General features: G+C 67.0%; 16 protein-coding genes, 3 rRNA genes, 1 pseudogene and 1 riboswitch. Of the genes and pseudogenes, 4 read left to right on the top strand and 16 right to left on the bottom strand.

From position 1 onward, the window contains the following. Positions 1 to 2: 2 nt before the first annotated feature. Both ACV7NM_RS26945 and ACV7NM_RS26940 read right to left on the bottom strand, forming a co-directional pair. Positions 3 to 842, bottom strand: coding sequence for a CPBP family intramembrane glutamic endopeptidase (locus ACV7NM_RS26945; RefSeq protein WP_463412689.1), 840 nt, complete (start codon positions 840 to 842; stop codon positions 3 to 5). Positions 843 to 885: 43 nt separating this feature from the next. After that, positions 886 to 2,421 carry a glutamate-cysteine ligase family protein gene (locus ACV7NM_RS26940; RefSeq protein ID WP_463412688.1) on the bottom strand — a complete coding sequence of 512 codons (1,536 nt, stop codon included), beginning with the start codon at positions 2,419 to 2,421 and terminating at the stop codon, positions 886 to 888. A gap of 493 nt (positions 2,422 to 2,914) precedes the next feature. Between ACV7NM_RS26940 and ACV7NM_RS26935 the strand changes: the two genes are divergently transcribed. After that, positions 2,915 to 3,535: a hypothetical protein gene (locus ACV7NM_RS26935; protein WP_463412687.1), complete on the top strand. Its 621-nt coding sequence runs from the start codon at positions 2,915 to 2,917 to the stop codon at positions 3,533 to 3,535. 285 nt (positions 3,536 to 3,820) lie between these two features. After that, entirely contained in the window at positions 3,821 to 4,009 is a 189-nt protein-coding gene (locus ACV7NM_RS26930) for a DUF5999 family protein (protein WP_463412686.1), read from the top strand. 85 nt (positions 4,010 to 4,094) lie between these two features. Here ACV7NM_RS26930 and gcvP read toward each other — a convergent pair whose 3' ends face one another. Next, positions 4,095 to 6,980, bottom strand: a complete 2,886-nt coding sequence (gene gcvP, locus ACV7NM_RS26925) for an aminomethyl-transferring glycine dehydrogenase (protein ID WP_463412685.1) — start codon at positions 6,978 to 6,980, stop codon at positions 4,095 to 4,097. 197 nt (positions 6,981 to 7,177) lie between these two features. Then, positions 7,178 to 7,276: riboswitch (glycine riboswitch) on the bottom strand. A gap of 115 nt (positions 7,277 to 7,391) precedes the next feature. Between gcvP and ACV7NM_RS26920 the strand changes: the two genes are divergently transcribed. Further along, positions 7,392 to 7,775: a PRC-barrel domain-containing protein gene (locus ACV7NM_RS26920; RefSeq protein WP_463412684.1), complete on the top strand. Its 384-nt coding sequence runs from the start codon at positions 7,392 to 7,394 to the stop codon at positions 7,773 to 7,775. Here ACV7NM_RS26920 and ACV7NM_RS26915 read toward each other — a convergent pair. From ACV7NM_RS26915 to ACV7NM_RS26855, 13 genes and pseudogenes are all read right to left on the bottom strand, one after another. Next, positions 7,772 to 9,313, bottom strand: coding sequence for a DNA polymerase IV (locus ACV7NM_RS26915; RefSeq protein WP_463412683.1), 1,542 nt, complete (start codon positions 9,311 to 9,313; stop codon positions 7,772 to 7,774). The genes ACV7NM_RS26920 and ACV7NM_RS26915 overlap by 4 nt on opposite strands. Positions 9,314 to 9,376: 63 nt before the next feature. After that, positions 9,377 to 9,994 carry a MerR family transcriptional regulator gene (locus ACV7NM_RS26910; protein WP_463414081.1) on the bottom strand — a complete coding sequence of 206 codons (618 nt, stop codon included), beginning with the start codon at positions 9,992 to 9,994 and terminating at the stop codon, positions 9,377 to 9,379. A 202-nt stretch (positions 9,995 to 10,196) separates the two neighbouring features. Continuing rightward, a complete protein-coding gene (locus ACV7NM_RS26905; RefSeq protein ID WP_007262890.1) occupies positions 10,197 to 10,670 on the bottom strand; it encodes a bifunctional nuclease family protein in 474 nt (157 codons plus the stop codon). A gap of 52 nt (positions 10,671 to 10,722) precedes the next feature. Further along, positions 10,723 to 11,493 carry a transcriptional regulator FtsR gene (gene ftsR, locus ACV7NM_RS26900; protein WP_463412682.1) on the bottom strand — a complete coding sequence of 257 codons (771 nt, stop codon included), beginning with the start codon at positions 11,491 to 11,493 and terminating at the stop codon, positions 10,723 to 10,725. Positions 11,494 to 11,558: 65 nt separating this feature from the next. After that, positions 11,559 to 12,562 (bottom strand): annotated as a pseudogene (locus tag ACV7NM_RS26895) (FHA domain-containing protein). Between the two features lie 13 nt (positions 12,563 to 12,575). Next, a complete protein-coding gene (locus ACV7NM_RS26890; protein WP_463412681.1) occupies positions 12,576 to 13,343 on the bottom strand; it encodes a DUF881 domain-containing protein in 768 nt (255 codons plus the stop codon). A 50-nt stretch (positions 13,344 to 13,393) separates the two neighbouring features. After that, a complete protein-coding gene (locus ACV7NM_RS26885) occupies positions 13,394 to 13,726 on the bottom strand; it encodes a small basic family protein (RefSeq protein WP_030158423.1) in 333 nt (110 codons plus the stop codon). Further along, complete coding sequence (locus ACV7NM_RS26880; RefSeq protein ID WP_463412680.1) at positions 13,723 to 14,628, bottom strand: DUF881 domain-containing protein; 906 nt, start codon at positions 14,626 to 14,628, stop codon at positions 13,723 to 13,725. Before ACV7NM_RS26880 ends, ACV7NM_RS26885 begins: the two co-directional genes overlap by 4 nt. 111 nt (positions 14,629 to 14,739) lie before the next feature. Continuing rightward, positions 14,740 to 17,235, bottom strand: coding sequence for a sugar phosphate nucleotidyltransferase (locus ACV7NM_RS26875; RefSeq protein WP_463412679.1), 2,496 nt, complete (start codon positions 17,233 to 17,235; stop codon positions 14,740 to 14,742). 99 nt (positions 17,236 to 17,334) lie between these two features. After that, positions 17,335 to 17,925, bottom strand: a complete 591-nt coding sequence (locus ACV7NM_RS26870; protein ID WP_463412678.1) for a CDP-alcohol phosphatidyltransferase family protein — start codon at positions 17,923 to 17,925, stop codon at positions 17,335 to 17,337. A gap of 137 nt (positions 17,926 to 18,062) precedes the next feature. Then, a 5S ribosomal RNA gene (gene rrf, locus ACV7NM_RS26865) occupies positions 18,063 to 18,179 on the bottom strand. Positions 18,180 to 18,252: 73 nt separating this feature from the next. After that, positions 18,253 to 21,376, bottom strand: a 23S ribosomal RNA gene (locus tag ACV7NM_RS26860). Positions 21,377 to 21,659: 283 nt separating this feature from the next. Then, positions 21,660 to 23,184: ribosomal RNA gene (locus ACV7NM_RS26855) — 16S ribosomal RNA — on the bottom strand. Together the 16S, 23S and 5S rRNA genes form the textbook arrangement of a ribosomal RNA operon. A gap of 747 nt (positions 23,185 to 23,931) precedes the next feature. Between ACV7NM_RS26855 and ACV7NM_RS26850 the strand changes: the two genes are divergently transcribed. Beyond that, a complete protein-coding gene (locus ACV7NM_RS26850) occupies positions 23,932 to 24,381 on the top strand; it encodes a PTS sugar transporter subunit IIA (RefSeq protein ID WP_463412677.1) in 450 nt (149 codons plus the stop codon). The last annotated feature ends 45 nt before the right edge of the window (positions 24,382 to 24,426 follow it).

Here is a 24,426-nt window from a genome sequence, read left to right as displayed (position 1 = left end):
CCTCAGGGCGTCGGCAGCCAGGAGACGTGCCCCGCCAGCAGGGCGTACCCGCCGAAGGCCACGATGTCGAGCAGCGCGTGGGCGACGACCAGCGGGGCCACCCGGCCCCAGCGGCGGTAGGCCAGGACGAAGACGACGCCCATCACCACGTTGCCGAGGAAGCCGCCGACGCCCTGGTACAGGTGGTAGGAGCCGCGCAGCACCGCGCTGGCCAGCAGCGCCGCCGTCGGTGACCAACCGAGCCCGTCCAGCCGCCGCAGCAGGTACGCCAGCACGATGACCTCCTCCACCACCGCGTTCTGCACGGCGGAGAGGATCAGTACCGGGAACTTCCACCACACGTCGGGCAGCGCCTCGGGCACCACCGTCAGGTTGAAACCGGCGGTGCGCGACACGAGGTAGAAGGCCAGCCCCGCACTCCCGATCCCGGCCGCGACGAGCGCGCCCCGGGCCAGGTCGCGGCCGGGGCGGGTGAGGTCGAAGCCGAGCACCCGCAGCCCCGGCGCGCCTTCCCGGGTCAGCAAGTGGGCGACGAGCAGGACCGGAACCAGCGCGGTCGCGATCCCGAACAGCTGCCACGCCAGGTCCAGCCAGGGACGCCCGGGCGCGTAGGAGCCGTTGAGCGTGGCGGCCTGGTGCTTGAGGCCGCCCGGCCTGGTGAGCGAGCCGATGAAACTGATCAGCGCGGAGACCGCGCTCGCGCCCAGGGAGAGCGCGAGCACCAGCAGCGTCTCGGCCCGCAGGTACCCGCGGCCGTCCTCCCGCCGGTCCTCGGCCACCGGCTCCGGCTCCACCCGCACGTGCGACTCCCGTCCCGCCGTCCCGTTGTCCGCCACCCCCATACTGCCTCGTGGGCGGGGCCGGGGACGCACCGGACCCGGCGGGTCAGCGGCCGATCGTCGCCGTGGCGTCCACCTCCCGCTCCGGGAGCCCGACCGGCCAGGTGTGCACGGGTTCGCCCCGGTGCATCAGCTCGCTGTAGCGCCGGGTCGTCGCGGCGAGCGCGGCCTCGCGTTCCAGGCCGCCCGCGAGCGCCTGGTGGTAGGTGTCGACCTGCCAGGTCGCCCCGTTGGCCCGGCGCCGGCACCGCTCCTCGATGATCCCGAGGTAGCGGTCCCGGTCGGCCGGGGCGATGCCCCACGCGTCGAGGCCCGCCGCCGCCATCGGCAGCAGCTCGTCCAGTACGAGGCGCACAGCGGGTACGCTCGCCAGGCCCGCGCCCCGGCCCCGGCGCGGCCAGTGCAGTCGGGCGTCGATCCCGTACCGGCAGGCCGCGTCGAAGTTGGCCTCCGCCTCCGCGAAGGGGAGCCGGGTCCACACCGGACGCGGTTCGTCCGCGAGCGTTCGCACCAGGCCGTAGTAGAAGGCCGCGTTGGCGACGACGTCGACCACCGTCGGCCCGGCCGGCAGCACCCGGTTCTCCACCCGCAGGTGCGGCACCCCTTCGGCGACGCCGTAGACGGGCCGGTTCCACCGGTAGACCGTGCCGTTGTGCAGGACCAGCTCCTGGAGGCTCGGTACGCCGCCCTCGGCCAGCACCCGGAGCGGTTCCTCCTCGTCGCAGATCGGCAGCAGTGCGGGGAAGTAGCGGACGTTCTGCGCGAAGAGCTCGTACGCCGACTCCACCCACCCTTCCCCGAACCAGGTGCGCGGGCGCACGCCCTGCGCCTGGAGCTCGGGCGGCCGGGTGTCGGTGGCCTGGGTGAACAGCGGCGGCCTGGACTCCCGCCACAGCTCCCGACCGAACAGGAACGGGGAGTTGGCGCCGACGGCTATCTGTACGGCGGTCACGGCCTGAGCCGCGTTCCACACGTCGGCGAACCGGGCCGGGGTCACCTGCAAGTGCAGTTGCACGGAGGTGCAAGCCGCTTCCGGCACGATCGAACCGGTGGTCCAGGTGACCCGCTCGACCCCCTCGATGTCGAGGGTGAAGTCCTCACCCCTCATCATCAGGATCTGCTCGTTCAGCAGCGAGTAGCGGTCCACCGCCGAGAGGTTGGCCAGGGCCAGGTCCGAGCGGGAGATCGTCGGCAGGATGCCGATCATCACGACGCCGGCGTCGATCTCCGCGGCCTGCCGGTGGGCGTAGTGCAGTCCCGCGCTCAGTTCCTCGGCGAGCTGGTCGAAAACGCGGCCCTCCAAGCGGTGCGGGAGTACGTTGACCTCCAGGTTGAACATTCCGAGCTCCGTCTGGAAATCGGGGCTCGCTATCCGCTCCAGGACCTGGGCATTCACCATTTTCGGCAAGCCGTCGGCGCCCGCGAGATTCAATTCGATCTCCAGCCCCATCATGTTCTTGGGACGATCGAACCTCTGCTCTGCCAGAAGTCGCTCCAGACCCTCCAGGCACTCGCGCAGCTTCCTGCGATACCGCTGCCGATCGGACAGGTCGAATCCGCCCGCCACGACCTTCTCCCCCATCGAGGTGTCCCTCCTCAAGTGGCCCGGCCCACAGCACCCAGGCCCGCGTTACGGTCGATGATGCCCCGGTGGCGTGATCGCTAACGCCGAGGGGACGCTCCTGGCGGGGAGCGCGCGCCGGTTTGGCGCGAAGGGCGCTTCGGCACATTCACCCGGCAAGTCCACTACAGCAAATTTCGCGTCGACTTTGCCATTCCGGATAACCGGCGCTTTCCAGCCGAGCCCCCATCCGGTAACCTCCGAGGTCAGCGCTGCGTGTTCCTGCGGAACCGACATGTACGTCAGTTCAACGGGACCGGTAAACGCCTTGCCGACAATAGTCGGGACAGCTAGCCGAAACATTGCGTGAACACATGTCGTATAAACTCCGCAAACGAGGCAGAGAGTTGGCGCGCGGCCATTGCCCCACAGCCCACCTCTGACCCCAGAATGCGACAGCGCCGTCCGCACCTTCTCCCGTAGCACCGGTCTCCCAAGTGAGAGGCGACCCACCATGCCGCTGCATGTCCCTCCGGCTCCCGCGCCCGCCCTGCGCAGCGTCCTCGCGGCACTCGGTTCCCCCACCGCCGTCAACGAGGCACACACACCTTCCCTGCGCGCCCTCCAAGGGCCGGTCACCGCGGAACTCCCGCTCCCGGTCCACGTGCTCGACCGGTTGCACGCCTCGCCGCTGGCATCCGGCGGCAGGCCGCCCCGTACGCGGCTGACGGCCTGGCGGTTCCTGATCCGCAGCGGCGACCGGTTCGTCGCGGCCGCCGACACCCGCCTCACCGCGGACGGCTGGGCCTTCTCGCACTTCTTCGAGGGCCCGTACGTCGCCGCGACGGAACGCGCGCTGCGTCAGGCGGAGTCGCTCGGTCAGGCCTACCAGCCGCGGCTGCTGTCCGTGCCGGAGCTGTACATGCTGACCCTGTGGCTGCACGGGGCCGTCAACGCGGACGCCTCCGCCGGCCTGCCCGCCGCCGCCGACCTGCTGGTGCCCCTGGCTCCGGCCCCGCCCGGGATCGCCGCCTACCGGCCGCACCCCGTGTCCGAACTGCTTCCCGTATTGACCCACCGGCTCCGGCGCACGGCGCCGCCGACACCCCCTCCGGTGGCCGCTCCGGCGGCCTGACCTGCACGGCTCTACCCGCATGGCCCGAGTGGCCCATGTGGCGTAGCCCGCTTGGGCCGGCGGGGAACCACCCCGATTGGCGCGGGAGTTGGCTGAACCGCCCGCACGAGTGATGCGTCATCAATCTATGAGGACTGCTGCCGGGAAATCCCTGCGAAGCAGCCGTCATGGGGGAAGACTGACGACACACTCCCCGCCTGTGCGGGGATGAAACACAGGGGGACGGCCATGAACCACGCATCGAGCCGTAGCACGCAGACCACACCGCAGCGAAAGAACGCATCCATGTGCCAGCACCAGCCTGCCTGCCCGTCATCAGAGTCCGCCGACCGGGAGGCCGCGCGCCCGGTGGCCAACCACCCGGAACAGGGCTGGAGCCTGCTGTGCAACGGCGTCCTGCTCTTCGAGGACACCGGCGAGCTGCTGCCGAACGGTCAGATCATCGCCCCGCACCGCCCGCTCGCGATCGCGTAGGCGACGCCGCGCACGACAGAGGCCGGTCCCGGAGCGTGTGCTCCGGGACCGGCCCCTTGTCACGTCATGCGGCTACGGCGACGGCTCAGGCGTCGTACTCGTCCAGCGGCGGGCAGGAGCACACCAGGTTCCGGTCACCGAAGGCGCCGTCGATCCGGCGCACCGGCGGCCAGTACTTCTCGGCCGCGGTGACCCCGCCCGGGAAGACGGCCTCGTCACGGCTGTAGGGGTGGTTCCACTCGCCGCCCAGGGCCGCCGCGGTGTGCGGGGAGTTGGCCAGCGGGTTGTCGTCCACCGGCCACTCGCCGCCCACGACCCGGTCGATCTCGCCGCGGATGGCGATCATCGCGTCGCAGAACCGGTCGATCTCGGCCAGGTCCTCGGACTCCGTCGGCTCGATCATCAGCGTGCCGGCGACCGGGAAGGACATCGTCGGCGCGTGGAAGCCGTAGTCGATCAGGCGCTTGGCGATGTCGTCCACGCTCACGCCCGTCGCCTTCGACAACGGACGCAGGTCGATGATGCACTCGTGCGCGACCAGGTTGCCCGGGCCGGTGTAGAGCACCGGGTAGTGCGGTTCCAGGCGCTTGGCGATGTAGTTGGCGCCGAGCACCGCCACCTGGGTGGCGCGCTTGAGACCCTCGCCGCCCATCAGGCGGACGTAGGACCAGGAGATCGGCAGGATGCCCGCCGAACCCCAGGGCGCCGCCGAGATCGGGCCGACGCCCGTTTCGGGCCCGGCGGTCGGCTGGAGCGGGTGGTTGGGCAGGTACGGGGCGAGGTGCGCCCGGACACCGACCGGGCCGACGCCCGGACCGCCGCCGCCGTGCGGGATGCAGAAGGTCTTGTGCAGGTTCAGGTGCGAGACGTCGCCGCCGAAGTGGCCCGGCTTGGCCAGACCCACCAGGGCGTTGAGGTTGGCGCCGTCCACGTAGACCTGGCCGCCCGCCTCGTGCACCTGGGCGCAGATGTCGGCGACGTGCTCCTCGAAGACACCGTGCGTCGAGGGGTAGGTGATCATCAGGACGGCGAGCTCGTCGCGGTACTGCTCGATCTTGGCGCGCAGGTCGGCCGCGTCCACCTCGCCGTCGTCGGCGGTCTTGACGACGACGACCTTCATGCCCGCCATCACGGCGCTGGCGGCGTTCGTGCCGTGCGCGGAGGACGGGATGAGGCAGATGGTGCGCTGCTCGTCGCCGTTCGCGCGGTGGTAGGCGCGCACGGCCAGCAGGCCGGCGAGCTCACCCTGGGAGCCGGCGTTCGGCTGGATCGAGACCTTGTCGTAGCCGGTGACCTCGCAGAGACGTTCCTCCAGCTCGGTGATGAGCGTGAGGTAGCCCTCCGCCTGCTCGGCCGGGGCGAACGGGTGCAGCTGTCCGAACTCGGGCCAGGTGACCGGCTCCATCTCGGTGGTCGCGTTGAGCTTCATCGTGCAGGAGCCCAGCGGGATCATGCCCCGGTCCAGCGCGTAGTCCTTGTCCGCGAGCTTGCGCAGGTAGCGCAGCATGGCGGTCTCGCTGCGGTGCTGGTGGAACACCGGGTGCGTCAGGTACGCGTCCGAGCGCAGCAGTCCCTCGGGCAGCGTGTCCTCGGCGCTCGCGTCCAGCGCCTCGATGTCCGCGGTGACGCCGAAGGCGGACCATACGGCCTCGACGTCGGCGCGCAGCGTCGTCTCGTCACAGGCGATGGAGACGAGGTCGGCGTCGGCCTGGTAGAGGTTCACCCCGCCCTCGCGGGCGGCGGCCACGACCTCGGCGGCCCGCCCCGGAACCCGTGCGGTGACGGTGTCGAAGTACGCGCCGTGCACGACCTCGACCCCGCCGGCCGTCAGGCCCGCGGCGAGCAGGGCGGCGTAGCGGTGGGTCCGGCGGGCGATCGTGCGCAGGCCGTCGGGACCGTGGTAGACGGCGTACATGCCGGCCATGACGGCGAGCAGCACCTGTGCGGTACAGATGTTGCTGGTGGCCTTCTCCCGGCGGATGTGCTGCTCGCGGGTCTGGAGCGCGAGGCGGTACGCCTTGTTGCCGTCCGCGTCCACGGACACGCCGACGAGGCGGCCCGGCAGTGAACGGGCGTGCTTGGCCTGGACGGCCATGTAGCCGGCGTGCGGTCCGCCGAAGCCCATCGGGACACCGAAGCGCTGCGTGGTGCCGACGGCGATGTCGGCGCCCAGCTCGCCGGGGGAGGTCAGCAGGGTCAGCGCCAGCAGGTCCGCGGAGACGGTGACGATGGCACCCAGCTCGTGCGCCTGGTCGATGACCGGCTTGATCTCGCGCACCGCGCCGGAGGCACCGGGGTACTGGAGCAGCACGCCGAAGACGCCGCGCTCGGCGATGTCGGCCGGGATCCCCTCGGACAGGTCGGCGACGACGACCTCGACCCCGATCGGCTCGGCGCGGGTCTCGATCACGGCGATGGTCTGGGGCAGCGCGTCTGCGTCGATCAGGAAGACACCGCCCTTGACCTTGCCGACGCGGCGGGACAAGGACATGGCCTCGGCGGCGGCGGTGCCCTCGTCGAGGAGGGAGGCGCCGGAGGTCGGCAGGCCGGTCAGGTCGGCGACGACGGTCTGGAAGTTCAGCAGCGCCTCCAGTCGGCCCTGCGAGATCTCGGGCTGGTACGGCGTGTAGGCCGTGTACCAGGCCGGGTTCTCCATGACGTTGCGCAGGATCACCGGCGGCGTGAAGGTGCCGTAGTAGCCGAGGCCGATCATGGAGGAGAGGACCTGGTTGCGGTCGGCGAGCGAGCGCAGCTCGGCCAGCACCTCGGCCTCGGTCCGCGCCTCGGGCAGGTTCAGCGCGGCGGCCGTCTTGATCACATCCGGTACCGCCGCGGCGGTCAGTTCGTCCAAGGAGCCGTAGCCCACCTGGGCGAGCATCTTGGCCTGCGCCTCGGCATCCGGGCCGATGTGGCGCTGCTCGAAGGGGATGCCTCGCTCCAGCTGAGAGAGCGGAATGCGGTTGGCGGTCATGTACGGAGGCCTCCTGGTCGTACGACCTGCGAGGGGCACCACGGCGCGGGCACCCGGACGGCCTCCCCCTCTGTCATCTCAACCTGAGAGCTTCACCGGAGCCGCGGGGATGACCCACGAGATCCGGCTTTCACCGTCGGTGAGGAGGGGAACCGGCACTGCGCGCCCGGTACCCGCCCCTGCTTTCCAGAGTGGCCTCGTCACGTGCGGTACGTATGCCTGAGAGATTCCGGGGAGGATTTGCTCCTTCGGCGCCTCCGTCGCACTCACTCGGAGGACTCTCCCGCACAGGGTCAACAGCCATCCACCAGCCTACCAGCGAGGATCTGGAAGCTCCCTCGAGTGGCCCCCCGTGCGGATATGCCCTTCTGTAGTCATTACGGAGGAGTTGCGACCAATCGGAGGCGGACCGTGCAGACCGACATCGATCCCCGCAGTCTCATCGGCCGCAAGGCGTTCGACCGCAATGGCGCCAAGATCGGCACCGTGGACGAGGTCTACCTCGACGATGCCACCGGCGTACCGGAATGGGCCGCCGTCCGGACCGGCCTGTTCAGTCGGGACGCCTTCGTCCCCCTGGAGCCCAGCGAGGTGGTCGACGACACCCTCCGGGTGCCCTTCGAGCGCTCCCTGATCAAGGACGCCCCGGACTTCGGTGTCGGCCGGCACCTCTCCCCGGAGCAGGAACTCCAGCTCTACCACCACTACGGGTTGGACGTGACCCTCCCGACGGACTTCCACCGCCCGCCCACCAACCAGCCCCGGGACTTCGGCAGCCTGGCGGGCGAAGGCTAACCGCTGCCCCCGGGGCCTTCCTCCGACGGCTCCTCCTGCCCTACGGGCTTCCCCACGGGCTCCCCTACGAGCGGAAGCGGATCGGACGACTCCAAGTCGGGGTCGTCCAGCCGGAAGGTCCGCACGCGCCCCGGCGGCGACCCGGGCCCTTCGAAGCGCACGGTGACGCGACCGACCCCGCTGCCCTGGACCCAACCCGGGCCGTACACCGCGTGCCGGACGTCGCTGCCGGCCGGCCAGCGGCGCTCGTCGGCCGGCTCGGGCGGCCGCGTACCCCCGACGACGGACGCGAGCGCCCGGGCCGTCCCCGCCACTCCTCCAGCCGCAGCCGCCTCGTCCGGCCCATGTGCCCCACCCGGTCCCTCGGCCTCGCCGTCCCCCACCGCCTGGCTCACCGCGCCGTCGTCCGCGCCCTCCCGCGGCCCCTCCCCCGCGACCGGCACGTCGGCCGACTCGTCCGCCTGCGCGTCCGCCTGCGCGAACAGGTCCTCCTGGGTGTAGTCCGCCAGCCCCGTCACGCCGACGCCCAGCAGCCGGACCCCTCCCGTGGTGTCCACGGCCTCCAGCAGCCGCGCGGCTGCCTCCCGCACCACCACCGGGTCGTCGGTCGGGCCCCGCAGGGTCTCCGAGCGGGTCAGCGTCGAGAAGTCGTAGCGCCGCACCTTCAGCACGATGGTGCGCCCGGAGTGCCCGGAGCCGCGCAGCCGACCCACACAACGATCGGCGAGCCGCTGCACCTCGTACCGGATGCGCACCCGGTCGTGGAGGTCCACGTCGAAGGTGTCCTCCACGGACACCGACTTCGCGTCCCGCTCGGCGACCACGGGGCGGTCGTCCAGGCCCAGTGCCATCCGGTACAACCCCGCGCCGTGGGCCCGCCCCACCATCCGGACCAGTTCGTCCTCCCCCGCCTCGGCCAGGTCCCCGACCGTGGTGATCCCGGCCCGCCGCAGGTGTTCCCCGGTGGCCGGTCCCACGCCCGGAAGGGTCCGTACCGACATCGGCGCGAGCAGTTCGCGCTCCGTTCCCGGCTCGATCACCAGCAGCCCGGCCGGCTTGGCCTCCTCGGAGGCGATCTTGGCCAGCATCTTCGACCCGGCCAGGCCCACGGAGCCGCTGAGCCCGGTGGCGGCCATGATGTCGGCGCGCAGCCGCTCCCCCGTGGCCCGGGCGGTCTCCGAGTCGAAGGCGACCCCGCCCGCCTCCAGGTCCACGAAGGCCTCGTCGAGGCTGAGCGGCTCCACCAGCGGTGACAGCTCCCGCAGCAGCGCCATGACGGTGTCGCTGACGGCGCGGTACAGGGTGAAGCGGGGGATCAGGTAGGCGCCGTTCGGGCACAGCCTCCTGGCCTGCGCCGTCGGCATCGCGGAATGCACCCCGAAGCGCCTGGCCTCGTAGGAGGCGGTGGCGACGACCCCCCGGGGTCCGAGGCCGCCGACGATGACCGGCTTTCCGCGCAGGCTCGGCTTCGACGCCTGCTCCACGGCGGCGTAGAAGGCGTCCATGTCCAGGTGGAGGATGGTCGGCGCGGATCTCACGGCTCCGATGCTCCCCTACGCCACTGACAACGCCGCCCGGGGCCCCGGGCGGCGCGCGGCGCGTCAGACGGCCCGGTTGCGGCGCGCGGCCAGTTCGTCCCTCGGGTTGTGGCCGACCAGCGTCTCGCCGGTGTCGATCCGTTCCCCGTGCAGTTGCGACAGCGCGTTCTCGACGTCGCGCCACACCACGCCCACCGCGATGCCGAAGACTCCCTGTCCTCCCTGGAGCAGGCTCACGACCTGGTCCGGCGTGGTGCACTCGTACACGGAGGCGCCGTCGCTCATCAGCGTCATCCGCTCCAGGTCCGAGAAACCGCGCTCGCGCAGGTGCTGCACCGCGGTGCGGATGTTCTGCAACGCCACCCCGGTGTCCAGGAAGCGTTTCACGATCTTGAGGACCACCACGTCGCGGAAGCTGTACAGCCGCTGCGTCCCCGACCCGTGGGCGGGGCGCACGCTCGGCTCCACCAGACCCGTCCGCGCCCAGTAGTCGAGCTGCCGGTAGGTGATGCCGGCGGCCGCGCACGCGGTCGGCCCCCGGTAGCCCACCTGCTCGGGCGCCGGGGCCTCGCGATCCGGTGCGGCCGGCGCCGGTTCCGGCTGACGGCGCGCACTGCCCGCCGCACCGCCGTGCAGCGGGTACGGCCCGCCACCACTCCGTGCGGGGATGCCCCCGGTCATGCCGTCGCCCGTGATGCTCACGCCGACCCTCCGTCCTTGACCTGCCCACCTCGAAGGTAGGCAGTCACCAGGGGTGCGTCAACGATCGCCACACTCGGCACGCCGAGTGATAATCACCCTGAGAGTGGTTTCCCGTGCCCCTTATCGGGGAAAGGCTAACCGAATGGGCTGAATGTCCCTGATGGGGCGGCTTGTCCGCCGCTCACTGCGGGCCGGTGCCGAAATCCTCGGGCGAGATCTGGTCGAGGAACTCACGGAACTTCTCCACCTCGTCCTCCTGCTCGTCCGGGATGGCGATGCCGGCGTCGTCCAGCACGCCGTCGCTGCCGTAGATCGGCGTTCCCGTCCGCAGGGCCAGCGCTATCGCGTCTGAAGGCCGTGCGCTCACCTCGACCCCGCTCGCGAAGACGAGCTCCGCGTAGAAGACGCCCTCCCGCAGATCCGTGATCCGGACCTCGGTGAGCTCCTCACCGACCGCCTCCAGCACGTCCTTGAACAGGTCGTGCGTCAGCGGCCGGGCAGGGGCCATCCCCTGCTGCGCGAAGGCAATGGCGGTCGCCTCCCCAGGACCGATCCAGATGGGGAGGTACCGATCGCCTCCCACTTCACGCAGGAGCACGATCGGTTGGTTCGAGGGCATTTCCACCCGGACACCCACAACGTCGAGCTCGTTCACACAGCAACCCTAGGACGTGCCCGACCGGTTTGGGTAGTCGGGCTCTTTCCGGTCAACGCGGACGGACCCCGAGAGCGGTCTGCACGAGGGCCTCGTGCAGCCGTACGGAAAGCCCCGCCAGCTCCTTCATCGTGGCCTCGGCATGGGCCCTGGTCTGCGGGTTGCGATGCCGGCGCAAGGGGGAGACGACCTGCTCCACCAGTCCGGCCTCGCGGTCCGCCGCCGCCTTCATCGCCCGCAGGTGCCTCGGCTCCAGTCCGAAACGGCCGAGATCGGCGATCAGCCGGGCCACGGTGACCGCCCCGGCGTCGAACCCACCGTCCGGCGTCTCCCCGAGCAGGCCGTACGACTCCCACTCGGCCAGCTGCTCCTCGTCCACCTCCGCGGCGGCGAGCAGCTCCGCCCGACCCACCCTGGTCGCCGTCGGCCGCTCCCGACCCACCTCGCCGTAGACGGCCGCCGGACCGGTTGCCGTCCCGCCTCCCGGGTCCCGGGGCGTCGTGGGGGCCGGGATACGGATCTGCTCACCGCGGTCGAGCGCGTCGAGCTGCTCCCGGATGACTTTCAGCGGCAGGTAGTGGTCGCGTTGGAGGCGCAGGACCCTGCCCAGCCGCTCGACGTCGTCGGTGCTGAACTTGCGGTATCCGGAGGGTGTGCGTCTGGGCTCGACCAGCCCTTCCGCCTCCAGGAAGCGGATCTTGGAGATGGTGACGTCGGGGAACTCTTCGCGCAGCATGGTCAGCACCGTGCCGATGCTCACCAACCGCCCGGCGGTCCCGACGGTGCCGTTCTTCACGGCACCGCCGGTCGGGGTACGCAGCATGGGACCTTCCCTGTCGGTCCCCTGGGGGCACCCCCCGGCGGAGGCCGGAGAGTGTCCGGGGGAGGTCAGATGCCTCGCAGGCTCGCGTAGAAGACCAGCCGGTACTTGCCGATCTGCACCTCGTCGCCGTTGTGCAGGGCGACCGAGTCGATCGGCTCACGGTTGACGTACGTGCCGTTGAGACTGCCCACGTCGGAGACGGTGAACCCGCCCTCCTGGCCCCTGCGGAACTCGACGTGCCGCCGGGAGACGGTGACGTCGTCCAGGAAGATGTCGCTCTGCGGGTGCCGGCCCGCCGTGGTCAGTTCGCCGTCCAACAGGAAGCGGCTGCCGGAGTTGGGGCCGCGCCGCACGATCAGCAGGGCGGAACCCGGAGGCAGGGCTTCCACCGCGGCCTGGGCCTCGGGGGACAGCGAGGACGGTACGTGCCCCGCCACCTCGGCCTCGTAGGCCTCCAGGCCCGAGATCGAGATGGTGGACGTGGTCTCCGAGGCACGCTCCGGCGTCAGACCCGCCCGCAGCGGCGCCCCGCAGTTCGAGCAGAACCGGCTCGCCGCATCGCTGCGGTGCCCGCACCTGCTGCAAACCTGCTCGGCCGACATGGACGGCTCCTCGCGCCGCGGCTGCCCCGCGGAGGCATTGGTGGCATACGGGTCGGAGGCAAACCCTCCACCCGCACTTGAGGTTGATGGGTCACCGAAACCTATGCGTCCGGAACCGGCGGGGTCAACAGTCGACGCGCCCGGAGTGCCCGGAATGTCGCCTCCGCCCGCGACCTCGTCCCGGAAGAGAGGGCGGTCGCCCTGACCTTCCGCGTCTCCGCTCCCCGCACGGTGCCGTGCACCGCTTTCCTCACGGTTCTTCTTGCCGAACAACTTCTCAAACAACTTCACGGGCGATTCCCCTTACCGAAACAGACCCGCCCGTGGGGCAGGACGAACTCCGCATGCACACACCTGCCGACCCGGACATCCTCACAACGTCCGTAACCACCAGACAGTTTCCACCACGCACCGCGACTTCGGCGCCTCGACCCCCCGCAGGCATCCGCCCACGTGAGCCGCTCCATACTCCGCCGCGCTTCACGACGATGACGACCGAGCGTAGTCAGGCTGCTTCGCAGCCCGCAAGGCGTCCACAACGATCTTCGCCGACCGTGTGACGGAGACCGTGGCCTGCTCCTTCTCCAGCGTCTGCACCACACCGCCGGGGATGTTGAGCGCGGGCTCCAAGTCCTGGGGCTTGCCGATCACCCTGAACTCGTAGGGTTGTGTGATCTTCTTACCGTCGATCCCGACCCCACCTCCCACGTCCGAGAAGAATGAGCTCGCCACGACCCGAACGCCGTTGATCTGGATCGCCTCGGCACCGGCCGCACGCAGCTCCTGAAGGGTGTCCAGCAACTGGTCGGACTGCACCTGCCCATTGGGGTCGGTGATCCGTAGCGTGATGCCCGGGCCCTGTGCGGCCACGGTACCGGCCAGGATGCCCAGTTGGCGTTCCTTCTCCACGGTCTGCTTGCGCGCCTCCTCCGCCTGGTTGGAGCTGCTCTCCAGCTCCTTGCGCTGGTCCTCCAGCTTCTGCTTCTCGTCCTCCAGCCGCTTGGTGCGCCCGTCCAGCTCGTCGAGGATCCGTACGAGGTCCTCCTGGCGCGCACCGCGCAGCGGGGCTCCGGCGTCGCTGTTGGACCGCACCTGGATGGCCAGACCGAGCCCCAGCACGAACAGCAGCAGCGCGACCACCAGTTGTGCCCGGCTCAGCCGCGGCGGCCACAGGCCGGCGGCCAGTCGCCGGCGGCCACTCTCCTCCGGGGCCTCGGCTGCAACCGGCGTCCCCTCTCCAAGAGGCATTTCCGGAACATTCGGTTCCTCGGGCGGGGTGTCATTCGTACTCATCGGCCTCACGCCCGGAACACGTGCCGGCGGATGGCCGCCGCGTTGGAGAAGATGCGGATGCCGAGCACGACGACCACACCGGTCGACAGCTGCGAGCCGACGCCCAGCTTGTCCCCGAGGAAGACGATCAGCGCGGCCACCACCACGTTCGACAGGAACGACACCACGAACACCTTGTCCACGAAGATGCCGTCCAGCATCGCGCGCAGACCGCCGAACACCGCGTCGAGCGCCGCCACCACGGCGATCGGCAGATAAGGCTCCACCACGGCCGGCACTTCGGGCCGGACCAGAAGTCCGACCACCACTCCGGCCACGAGGCCCAGTACCGCGATCACGATGCACCCTTCTTCGGCTGTTCTGCTGTGGCTGTACGGACGGTGAGGCTCGACGCCGCTTGGAGGCGGAGGTCGTCCACCGGGGAGAGGGCGTAGCGGATCCCGTAGCTCTCCTGGAGGACGTGCAGGTACTGGCCGCCCTCCGCGTCCTGGAACCGGGTGCCCAGCCGCTTGGGATCGCCCACTGCGAGCACCTCGTACGGCGGCACCAGCGGCCTGTTGTCGACCAGTATCGCGTCACCGGCGGCCCTGATCGCGGACAGCGCCGTCAACCGCTGCCCGTTGATCGAGATCGCCTCGGCCCCGGATTGCCAGAGGCCATTGACGATCTTCTGCATGTCACGGTCGCGCAGCCGCCCGGTGTCCGAGAACCCCTTGCTCTCGCGCGGGCCCCCACCACCGCCCGAGGAAGAGCCCTTGGCGTCGTCCACCACCAGCTTCACGCCGGGTCCCCGTACGTCGGTCGCCCCGGACAGCAACGCCACGGGACCACCCTGGTCCCCGCCCACCTGCTTGAGCGCCGCCCGCTGGCGATCGGCGACCTCCGTGCGCAACCGCTCGATCTCACCCTCGAGCCCGTCCGCGTGGGCGTTGGCCCGGTCCACGCGGTCGATGAGCTCCTGCCGCTCCTTGGCGAGGACCGGCGCCGCCACCCGCGCCTGGGCCGCGCCCAGGGTGACCACCATCGCGGCGAGTACGAGCCCGCCCGCGAGCGCCAGCTTGGCCTTGAGCGTGCGCGGGAGCCCGGAGGTGCCGTCCGCCTCGCGCCGCGCCGAGGCCTCCGCGTAGCCCTCGTCGAGACTGTGGTCCATCACGTGCGTCAGCAGCGACATGGAAGCGTCCGGGCGCGCGGGCCGGGTGACCGAACTCCGGTTGTTGTGCGGCTGCGACATGTCGCTCATCGTCGCATGACGCCCCCGCCGACACCCAATGCGTCGTCCGGCGGCCGGGACGGGAGGCTTTCCCTCCCTCTCCCGGCCACCGGACGACGCTCATCTCCGGGGCGGCAGCCGTCAGTGTTCGCCGGCGTCCACCACCGCGGCCCACTCGTCCAGCAGCGCCTGCGCGGACGCGTCGTCGGGGCCCTCGGCCCACAGGTGGGTGACCGCCTCCGCCGGGTCCGGAAGCACCAGCGCCCACCGGCCGTCGGCCTCGACCACCCGCACTCCGTCGGTGGTGTCCACCTGCCGGTCGCCGGCCGCCTCCACGACCCGCCGCATGACGAGCCCCTTCACCGCCCACGGCGTCGGGACGTCCCGCTTGAGCACGTGCGCCCGCGGGATGCGCGCGTCGATCTGGCTCAGCGTGAGCTGCGTACGCGCCACCAGCCCGATCAACTGGACGAACGCGGCCGAACCGTCGAACACGCTGCTGAACTCCGGAACGATGAACCCACCGCGGCCGTCACCACCGAAGATGGTGCTCTCCGCCCGGCCGACCCTGGTCAGGTCGTCGGGGGAGGTCGTCGTCCACTCCACCTGGGTGCCGTGGTACGCCGCGACCTGCTCGGCGACGCGGGTGGTGGTCACCGGCAGCGCCACCTTGCCGCTGCGCTTCTCCGCGGCGACGAGGTCGAGCAGCACCAGCAGCGCCCGGTCATCCTCGATGATCCGCCCACGCTCGTCCACCAGCGAGATCCGCTCGCCCACCGGGTCGAAGCGCACACCGAACGCCGCCCGGGAGGAGGCCACGATCTCGCCCAGCCGCACCAGACCGGCCCGCCGGGATTCCCGGGTCTCCGTCGGCCGGGATTCGTCGAGCCCGGGATTGACGGTCAGGGCGTCCACCCCGAGCCGGCCCAACAGGCTGGGGAGGACGAGGCCCGCGCTGCCGTTCGAGGCGTCCACGACCACCTTGAGCCCGGAATCGGCGACGCCGGTGATGTCCACCCGACGGAGCATCGAACCCGTGTAGGCGTCGAAGACACTGCCGGGGAACTGCAGGTCGCCGATCTCACCGGGGAACGCGCGCCGGTACTCCTGGCGGGCGTACACACGGTCCAGCTTGCGCTGCTGCTGGAGGGAGAGGTCGGCGCCGCGCTCGTCGAGGAACATGATGTCCACCGAGTCCGGCACCCCTGGCGAGGTGCGCAGCACGATGCCACCGTCGCTGCCTCTCGCGGTCTGCTGACGCGCGACGGGCAACGGCACGTTCTCCAGGTCCCGCACATTGATCGCGCTGGCCTGGAGCGCGGAGATCACGGCACGCTTGAGCGCTCGCGCACCACGGGAGTGGTCACGGGCCGTGGTGACCGTGGCGCCCTTCTTGAGGGTCGTCGCGTAGGCGCCGGCCAGCCGCACCACCAGCTCGGGGGTGATCTCGACGTTCAGGATGCCGGTCACACCACGGGCGCCGAACAGGTGGGCCTGGCCGCGCGACTCCCAGATGACGGAGGTGTTGACGAAGGCGCCGGCCTCGATCGTCTTGAAGGGGTAGACGCGCACGTTCCCCTGGACGATCGATTCCTCGCCGACGAGGCACTCGTCACCGATGACGGCGCCGTCCTCGATCCTGGCGGACCGCATGATGTCGGTGTTCTTGCCGATCACGCAGCCGCGCAGATTGCTGTGGGGACCTACGTACACGTTGTCGTGCACCACGGCCTTGTGGAGGAAGGCCCCGCTCTTGACGACGACGTTCGACCCGATGACCGTGTGCTCGCGGATCTCGGCACCGCCCTCGACCTTCGCGTAGTCGCCGACGTACAGCGGCCCGCGGAGCACGGCGTCGGGGCTCACCTCGGCGCCTTCGGCGATCCACACGCCGGGCGAGATCTCGAAGCCGTCCATGTCGACCTGGACCTTGCCTTCGAGCACGTCGGCCTGGGCCTTGACGTAGCTCTCGTGCGTGCCGACGTCCTCCCAGTAGCCCTCGGCCACGTAGCCGTAGATCGGCCGGCCTTCCTTCATCAACTGCGGGAAGACGTCGCCGGACCAGTCGACCGAGACGTCCGCCTTGACGTAGTCGAAGATCTCCGGCTCCATCACGTAGATGCCGGTGTTGATGGTGTCCGAGAAGACCTGTCCCCAGGTGGGCTTCTCCAGGAAGCGCTCGACCTTGCCCTCCTCGTCCACGATGGTGATGCCGAATTCCAGCGGGTTCGGCACCCGAGTCAGACAGACCGTGACGAGGCCGCCCTTCTCCTTGTGGAAGCGGATCAGATCGGTGAGGTCGAAGTCGGTGAGCGCATCGCCGGAGATGACGAGGAAGGTGTCGTCCTTCAACGCGTCTTCGGCGTTCTTCACGCTGCCGGCGGTCCCGAGTGGCTTCTCCTCGTTGGCATAGGTGAGCTCCATCCCGAGCTCCTCGCCATCACCGAAGTAGTTCTTGACGAGCGACGCCAGGAACTGAACGGTCACAACGGTCTCATTGAGCCCATGCCGCTTGAGCAGCCTGAGCACGTGCTCCATGATCGGCCGGTTCGCCACCGGCAGGAGCGGCTTGGGCATGCTCGAGGTCATGGGGCGAAGACGCGTGCCTTCGCCACCGGCCATCACGACGGCCTTCATGTCGGAAGAGTCCTCCTTGAGAGATGACGGTCAAGCCGACCTCACCCGTCTCGGACGGCGACTCCGCAACTCCTCCGCGTGTACCGGCGTCGAGCAAGCTCAATCGGCCGTGGCATCCGCCTTGACCAGCCGGCGGACTTGAACCACGTAAAGGATTCCTGCCCACCAATAGAGGGTTGTACCCCATCCGGCGAACGCCCATCCGAAAACTGACGCCATCCAGGCCAACGAGCCGTCGCCATCACTCAGCAGCAGCAAGGGGAACGCGTACATCAGGTTGAAGGTCGCGGCCTTGCCCAGGAAGTTGACCTGCGGCGGCGGATAGCCGTGCCGACGCAGGATCCACACCATGACCAGCAGCATCAGCTCACGGGCCAGCAGGGCGGCGGTCAGCCAGAGCGGCAGAATCCCGCGCCAGGTCAGGCCGAAGAGCGTCGTCAGGATGTACAGCCGGTCCGCCGCCGGGTCCAGCAACCGACCGAGATTGCTGATCTGATTCCAGCGGCGCGCCAGTTTCCCGTCGAGGTAATCACTGATCCCGCTGAGCATGAGGACAAGAAGTGCCCACCCGTCGTGCTTCTCCAGGATCAGCCAGAGGAACAGCGGTACGCCGACGAGGCGAGCCATGCTCAGGATGTTCGGAATGGTGAAAATTCGGTCAGTCTGAACCCGAGTCTCCTGGACCTCCACCCGGGGGCCTCCACTGTGACGGTAGAACTAGTCGAACGATGCACACTGACCCTACAGGAGACCTCGATGGGCCTTGAACGCAGAAAAGCCCCGCACCGAGCCGGTAAGGGCTGGTGCGGGGCTTTCCCACAATGATTGTTCGGCGGCGTCCTACTCTCCCACAGGGTCCCCCCTGCAGTACCATCGGCGCTGAAAGGCTTAGCTTCCGGGTTCGGAATGTAACCGGGCGTTTCCCTAACGCTATGACCACCGAAACACTATGAAGATATCCAACCGGATGAAAACACGGTCGTTACTTCAGAACTAACACAGTGGACGCGAGCAACTGAGGACAAGCCCTCGGCCTATTAGTACCAGTCAGCTCCACCCGTTACCGGGCTTCCACATCTGGCCTATCAACCCAGTCGTCTACTGGGAGCCTTACCCTCTCAAGGAGGTGGGAATACTCATCTCGAAGCAGGCTTCCCGCTTAGATGCTTTCAGCGGTTATCCCTCCCGAACGTAGCCAACCAGCCATGCCCTTGGCAGGACAACTGGCACACCAGAGGTTCGTCCGTCCCGGTCCTCTCGTACTAGGGACAGCCCTTCTCAATATTCCTACGCGCACAGCGGATAGGGACCGAACTGTCTCACGACGTTCTAAACCCAGCTCGCGTACCGCTTTAATGGGCGAACAGCCCAACCCTTGGGACCGACTCCAGCCCCAGGATGCGACGAGCCGACATCGAGGTGCCAAACCATCCCGTCGATATGGACTCTTGGGGAAGATCAGCCTGTTATCCCCGGGGTACCTTTTATCCGTTGAGCGACGGCGCTTCCACAAGCCACCGCCGGATCACTAGTCCCGACTTTCGTCCCTGCTCGACCCGTCGGTCTCACAGTCAAGCTCCCTTGTGCACTTACACTCAACACCTGATTGCCAACCAGGCTGAGGGAACCTTTGGGCGCCTCCGTTACCCTTTGGGAGGCAACCGCCCCAGTTAAACTACCCATCAGACACTGTCCCTGATCCGGATCACGGACCGAGGTTAGACATCCAGCACGACCAGAGTGGTATTTCAACGGCGACTCCACCATGACTGGCGTCACGGCTTCAAAGTCTCCCACCTATCCTACACAAGCCGAACCGAACACCAATATCAAACTGTAGTAAAGGTCCCGGGGTCTTTCCGTCCTGCTGCGCGAAACGAGCATCTTTACTCGTAGTGCAATTTCACCGGGCCTATGGTTGAGACAGTCGAGAAGTCGTTACGCCATTCGTGCAGGTCGGAACTTACCCGACAAGGAATTTCGCTACCTTAGGATGGTTATAGTTACCACCGCCGTTTACTGGCGCTTAAGTTCTCAGCTTCGCACGCCCGAAAGCGCACTAACCGGTCCCCTTAACGTTCCAGCACCGGGCAGGCGTCAGTCCGTATACATCGCCTTACGGCTTCGCACGGACCTGTGTTTTTAGTAAACAGTCGCTTCTCGCTGGTCTCTGCGGCCACCCCCAGCTCAGGAAGCAAGTTCCTTCACCAGTGATGGCCCCCCTTCTCCCGAAGTTACGGGGGCATTTTGCCGAGTTCCTTAACCATAGTTCACCCGAACGCCTCGGTATTCTCTACCTGACCACCTGAGTCGGTTTAGGGTACGGGCCGCCATGAAACTCGCTAGAGGCTTTTCTCGACAGCATAGGATCATCCACTTCACCACAATCGGCTCGGCATCAGGTCTCAGCCTTAATGAGGGACGGATTTGCCTACCCCTCGGCCTACACCCTTACCCCGGGACAACCACCGCCCGGGCTGGACTACCTTCCTGCGTCACCCCATCGCTTACCTACTACAAGTCTGGTTCGTCGGCTCCACCACTTTCCTTTCCCCGAAGGGTCCGGAACGGCTTCACGGACTTAGCATCGCCTGATTCGATATTGGGCGTTTCAAAGCGGGTACCGGAATATCAACCGGTTGTCCATCGACTACGCCTGTCGGCCTCGCCTTAGGTCCCGACTTACCCTGGGCAGATCAGCTTGACCCAGGAACCCTTAGTCAATCGGCGCACACGTTTCTCACGTGTGTATCGCTACTCATGCCTGCATTCTCACTCGTGAACCGTCCACAACTAGCTTCCGCTGCTGCTTCACCCGGCACACGACGCTCCCCTACCCATCACAACACCCGTTGGGGCTTATTGCTGCAATGACACGACTTCGGCGGTACGCTTGAGCCCCGCTACATTGTCGGCGCGGAATCACTTGACCAGTGAGCTATTACGCACTCTTTCAAGGGTGGCTGCTTCTAAGCCAACCTCCTGGTTGTCTCTGCGACTCCACATCCTTTCCCACTTAGCGTACGCTTGGGGGCCTTAGTCGATGCTCTGGGCTGTTTCCCTCTCGACCATGGAGCTTATCCCCCACAGTCTCACTGCCGTGCTCTCACTTACCGGCATTCGGAGTTTGGCTAAGGTCAGTAACCCGGTAGGGCCCATCGCCTATCCAGTGCTCTACCTCCGGCAAGAAACACACGACGCTGCACCTAAATGCATTTCGGGGAGAACCAGCTATCACGGAGTTTGATTGGCCTTTCACCCCTAACCACAGGTCATCCCCCAGGTTTTCAACCCTGGTGGGTTCGGTCCTCCACGAAGTCTTACCTCCGCTTCAACCTGCCCATGGCTAGATCACTCCGCTTCGGGTCTAGAGCGTGCAACTCAATCGCCCTATTCGGACTCGCTTTCGCTACGGCTTCCCCACACGGGTTAACCTCGCTACACACCGCTAACTCGCAGGCTCATTCTTCAAAAGGCACGCAGTCACGACCGTTGTTCCGAAGAACAACGGCGACGCTCCCACGGCTTGTAGGCACACGGTTTCAGGTACTATTTCACTCCGCTCCCGCGGTACTTTTCACCATTCCCTCACGGTACTATCCGCTATCGGTCACCAGGGAATATTTAGGCTTAGCGGGTGGTCCCGCCAGATTCACACGGGATTTCTCGGGCCCCGTGCTACTTGGGAGATTCTTAAGCAAGCCGCTGATGTTTCGTCTACGGGGGTCTTACCCTCTACGCCGGACCTTTCGCATGTCCTTCGACTACATCAACGGTTTCTGACTCGCCGACCGGCCGGCAGACCGATCAAAAGAATTCCCACAACCCCGCATGCGCAACCCCTGCCGGGTATCACACGCATACGGTTTGGCCTCATCCGGTTTCGCTCGCCACTACTCCCGGAATCACGGTTGTTTTCTCTTCCTGAGGGTACTGAGATGTTTCACTTCCCCTCGTTCCCTCCACACTGCCTATGTGTTCAGCAGTGGGTGACAGCCCATGACGACTGCCGGGTTTCCCCATTCGGACACCCCCGGATCAAAGCTCAGTTGGCAGCTCCCCGGGGCCTATCGCGGCCTCTCACGTCCTTCATCGGTTCCTGGTGCCAAGGCATCCACCGTGCGCCCTTAAAAACTTGGCCACAGATGCTCGCGTCCACTGTGTAGTTCTCAAGCAACGACCAGCCACCCATCACCCTGCACCGAAGCACAAGTTCACTGGGGCCGGCATCGCAGAAGGACAGCCATACGGCCGTACCCTCAGACACCCAACAACGTGCCAAGCACCGAAGACCTTCCGTCTCCTCTTTCCACGCCGAAGCAGTACTCGAGAACCATCAGACCATCCGGTGCCAACTAATCAACGTTCCACCCATGAGCTGACCGTGCAGAACATTTGTCTGCAATCGGTACTGTGCTCCTTAGAAAGGAGGTGATCCAGCCGCACCTTCCGGTACGGCTACCTTGTTACGACTTCGTCCCAATCGCCAGTCCCACCTTCGACAGCTCCCTCCCTTACGGGTTGGGCCACCGGCTTCGGGTGTTACCGACTTTCGTGACGTGACGGGCGGTGTGTACAAGGCCCGGGAACGTATTCACCGCAGCAATGCTGATCTGCGATTACTAGCAACTCCGACTTCATGGGGTCGAGTTGCAGACCCCAATCCGAACTGAGACCGGCTTTTTGAGATTCGCTCCACCTCACGGTATCGCAGCTCATTGTACCGGCCATTGTAGCACGTGTGCAGCCCAAGACATAAGGGGCATGATGACTTGACGTCGTCCCCACCTTCCTCCGAGTTGACCCCGGCGGTCTCCTGTGAGTCCCCATCACCCCGAAGGGCATGCTGGCAACACAGGACAAGGGTTGCGCTCGTTGCGGGACTTAACCCAACATCTCACGACACGAGCTGACGACAGCCATGCACCACCTGTATACCGACCACAAGGGGGGCACTATCTCTAATGCTTTCCGGTATATGTCAAGCCTTGGTAAGGTTCTTCGCGTTGCGTCGAATTAAGCCACATGCTCCGCTGCTTGTGCGGGCCCCCGTCAATTCCTTTGAGTTTTAGCCTTGCGGCCGTACTCCCCAGGCGGGGAACTTAATGCGTTAGCTGCGGCACCGACGACGTGGAATGTCGCCAACACCTAGTTCCCAACGTTTACGGCGTGGACTACCAGGGTATCTAATCCTGTTCGCTCCCCACGCTTTCGCTCCTCAGCGTCAGTAATGGCCCAGAGATCCGCCTTCGCCACCGGTGTTCCTCCTGATATCTGCGCATTTCACCGCTACACCAGGAATTCCGATCTCCCCTACCACACTCTAGCTAGCCCGTATCGAATGCAGACCCGAGGTTAAGCCTCGGGCTTTCACATCCGACGTGACAAGCCGCCTACGAGCTCTTTACGCCCAATAATTCCGGACAACGCTTGCGCCCTACGTATTACCGCGGCTGCTGGCACGTAGTTAGCCGGCGCTTCTTCTGCAGGTACCGTCACTTTCGCTTCTTCCCTGCTGAAAGAGGTTTACAACCCGAAGGCCGTCATCCCTCACGCGGCGTCGCTGCATCAGGCTTTCGCCCATTGTGCAATATTCCCCACTGCTGCCTCCCGTAGGAGTCTGGGCCGTGTCTCAGTCCCAGTGTGGCCGGTCGCCCTCTCAGGCCGGCTACCCGTCGTCGCCTTGGTGGGCCATTACCCCACCAACAAGCTGATAGGCCGCGGGCTCATCCTTCACCGCCGGAGCTTTCAACCCCCGCCCATGCAGGCAGGAGTATTATCCGGTATTAGACCCCGTTTCCAGGGCTTGTCCCAGAGTGAAGGGCAGATTGCCCACGTGTTACTCACCCGTTCGCCACTAATCCACCCCGAAGGGCTTCATCGTTCGACTTGCATGTGTTAAGCACGCCGCCAGCGTTCGTCCTGAGCCAGGATCAAACTCTCCATGAATGTTTACCCGTAATCGGGTGAAACACACACTTAGAGCGGGTCAACCAAGGTCGGAATAAGACCGGTCGACCACAACGTCCTCGCTGTGTTCATTGCCTGCCCCCAACGAATCGGGGCCAGGACTTTTTCAAAGGAACCTCATCCACCGAAATGGACGGGGTATCAACTTCTGGCGTTGATTTTTGGCACGCTGTTGAGTTCTCAAGGAACGGACGCTTCCTTCGTACTCACCCTCGCGGGTTTTCCTCCGGGCGCTTCCTTTGTTCTTCGTTTTGGTCTTGCGTTTCCGACTCTATCAGACTCTCTCGTGTCCGATTCCCGGTCGAAGCGGGGTTCGCTTTCCAGTTCTCCGCTTTCGCGTTTCCCTTTCCGGCGAGACCGACTCTATCAGTGCTTTTCCGGCTCTCCGACCACTCGCCGTTCTGCCGAAAGGCATACGAAGAGGATGGAGCTCAAGATCAATACTTCAGAGGGGGGGTTCCCGTCCATCGGTGGTTCGCGAGATGTTCACGCGACACCTCCTGGCGGGACTCACGACAGTACAGGGGCGGCAGTGCCCAGGCAAATCGATCCAGGCTATGGTCTAGTCCACTACGTTGGTGTCGCGGCAGCACGTCCGAGCCCCCCTACGGGTGGGCTCCATTTCGTGCAGAACCGGGACATCTCATGACTTACCCTTCTCAAAGTAGGCCGTCCTGACAGATTGTGACGGCGACTCGAAGAAGCCCCACCTCTGGGAGGCCCTCCATGACCAGCGTGACGTCCCCACTTGCCGGGCGTGCCATCGGACTCGCGGCAGTGCCCGATCCGGTGTTCTCCGGCGCGATGGTGGGACCCGGCACCGCTATCGATCCCGTGCGTGAGGCATCGGAGGCGGTGGCGCCCGTGGACGGTGTGGTCGTCTCCCTGCACCCGCACGCGTACGTCGTCGTCGACGGCGAGGGGCACGGCGTGCTCACTCACCTCGGGATCGACACCGTGCAGCTCAACGGCGAGGGCTTCGAGCTGCTCGTCAACAAGGGCGACAACGTCACTCGCGGCCAGGCCGTCATCCGCTGGAACCCCGCGTCGGTCGAGGCCGCCGGGAAGTCGCCCATCTGTCCCGTCGTCGCGCTGGAGGCCTCCGCGGCGTCCCTCGCGGGTGTCGTCGAGTCCGGGGACGTGAAGGCCGACGACGTCCTCTTCAGCTGGCAGTGACGCACCGCCCGCGAGGGCGTCGGACATCCACCGCGGCCGGCCTGG

Source organism: Streptomyces sp. Tek67B01, from assembly GCF_055231995.1.
Note: the sequence above shows the minus strand (reverse complement) of the source record. Positions and strands in the feature narration are given on the sequence as shown.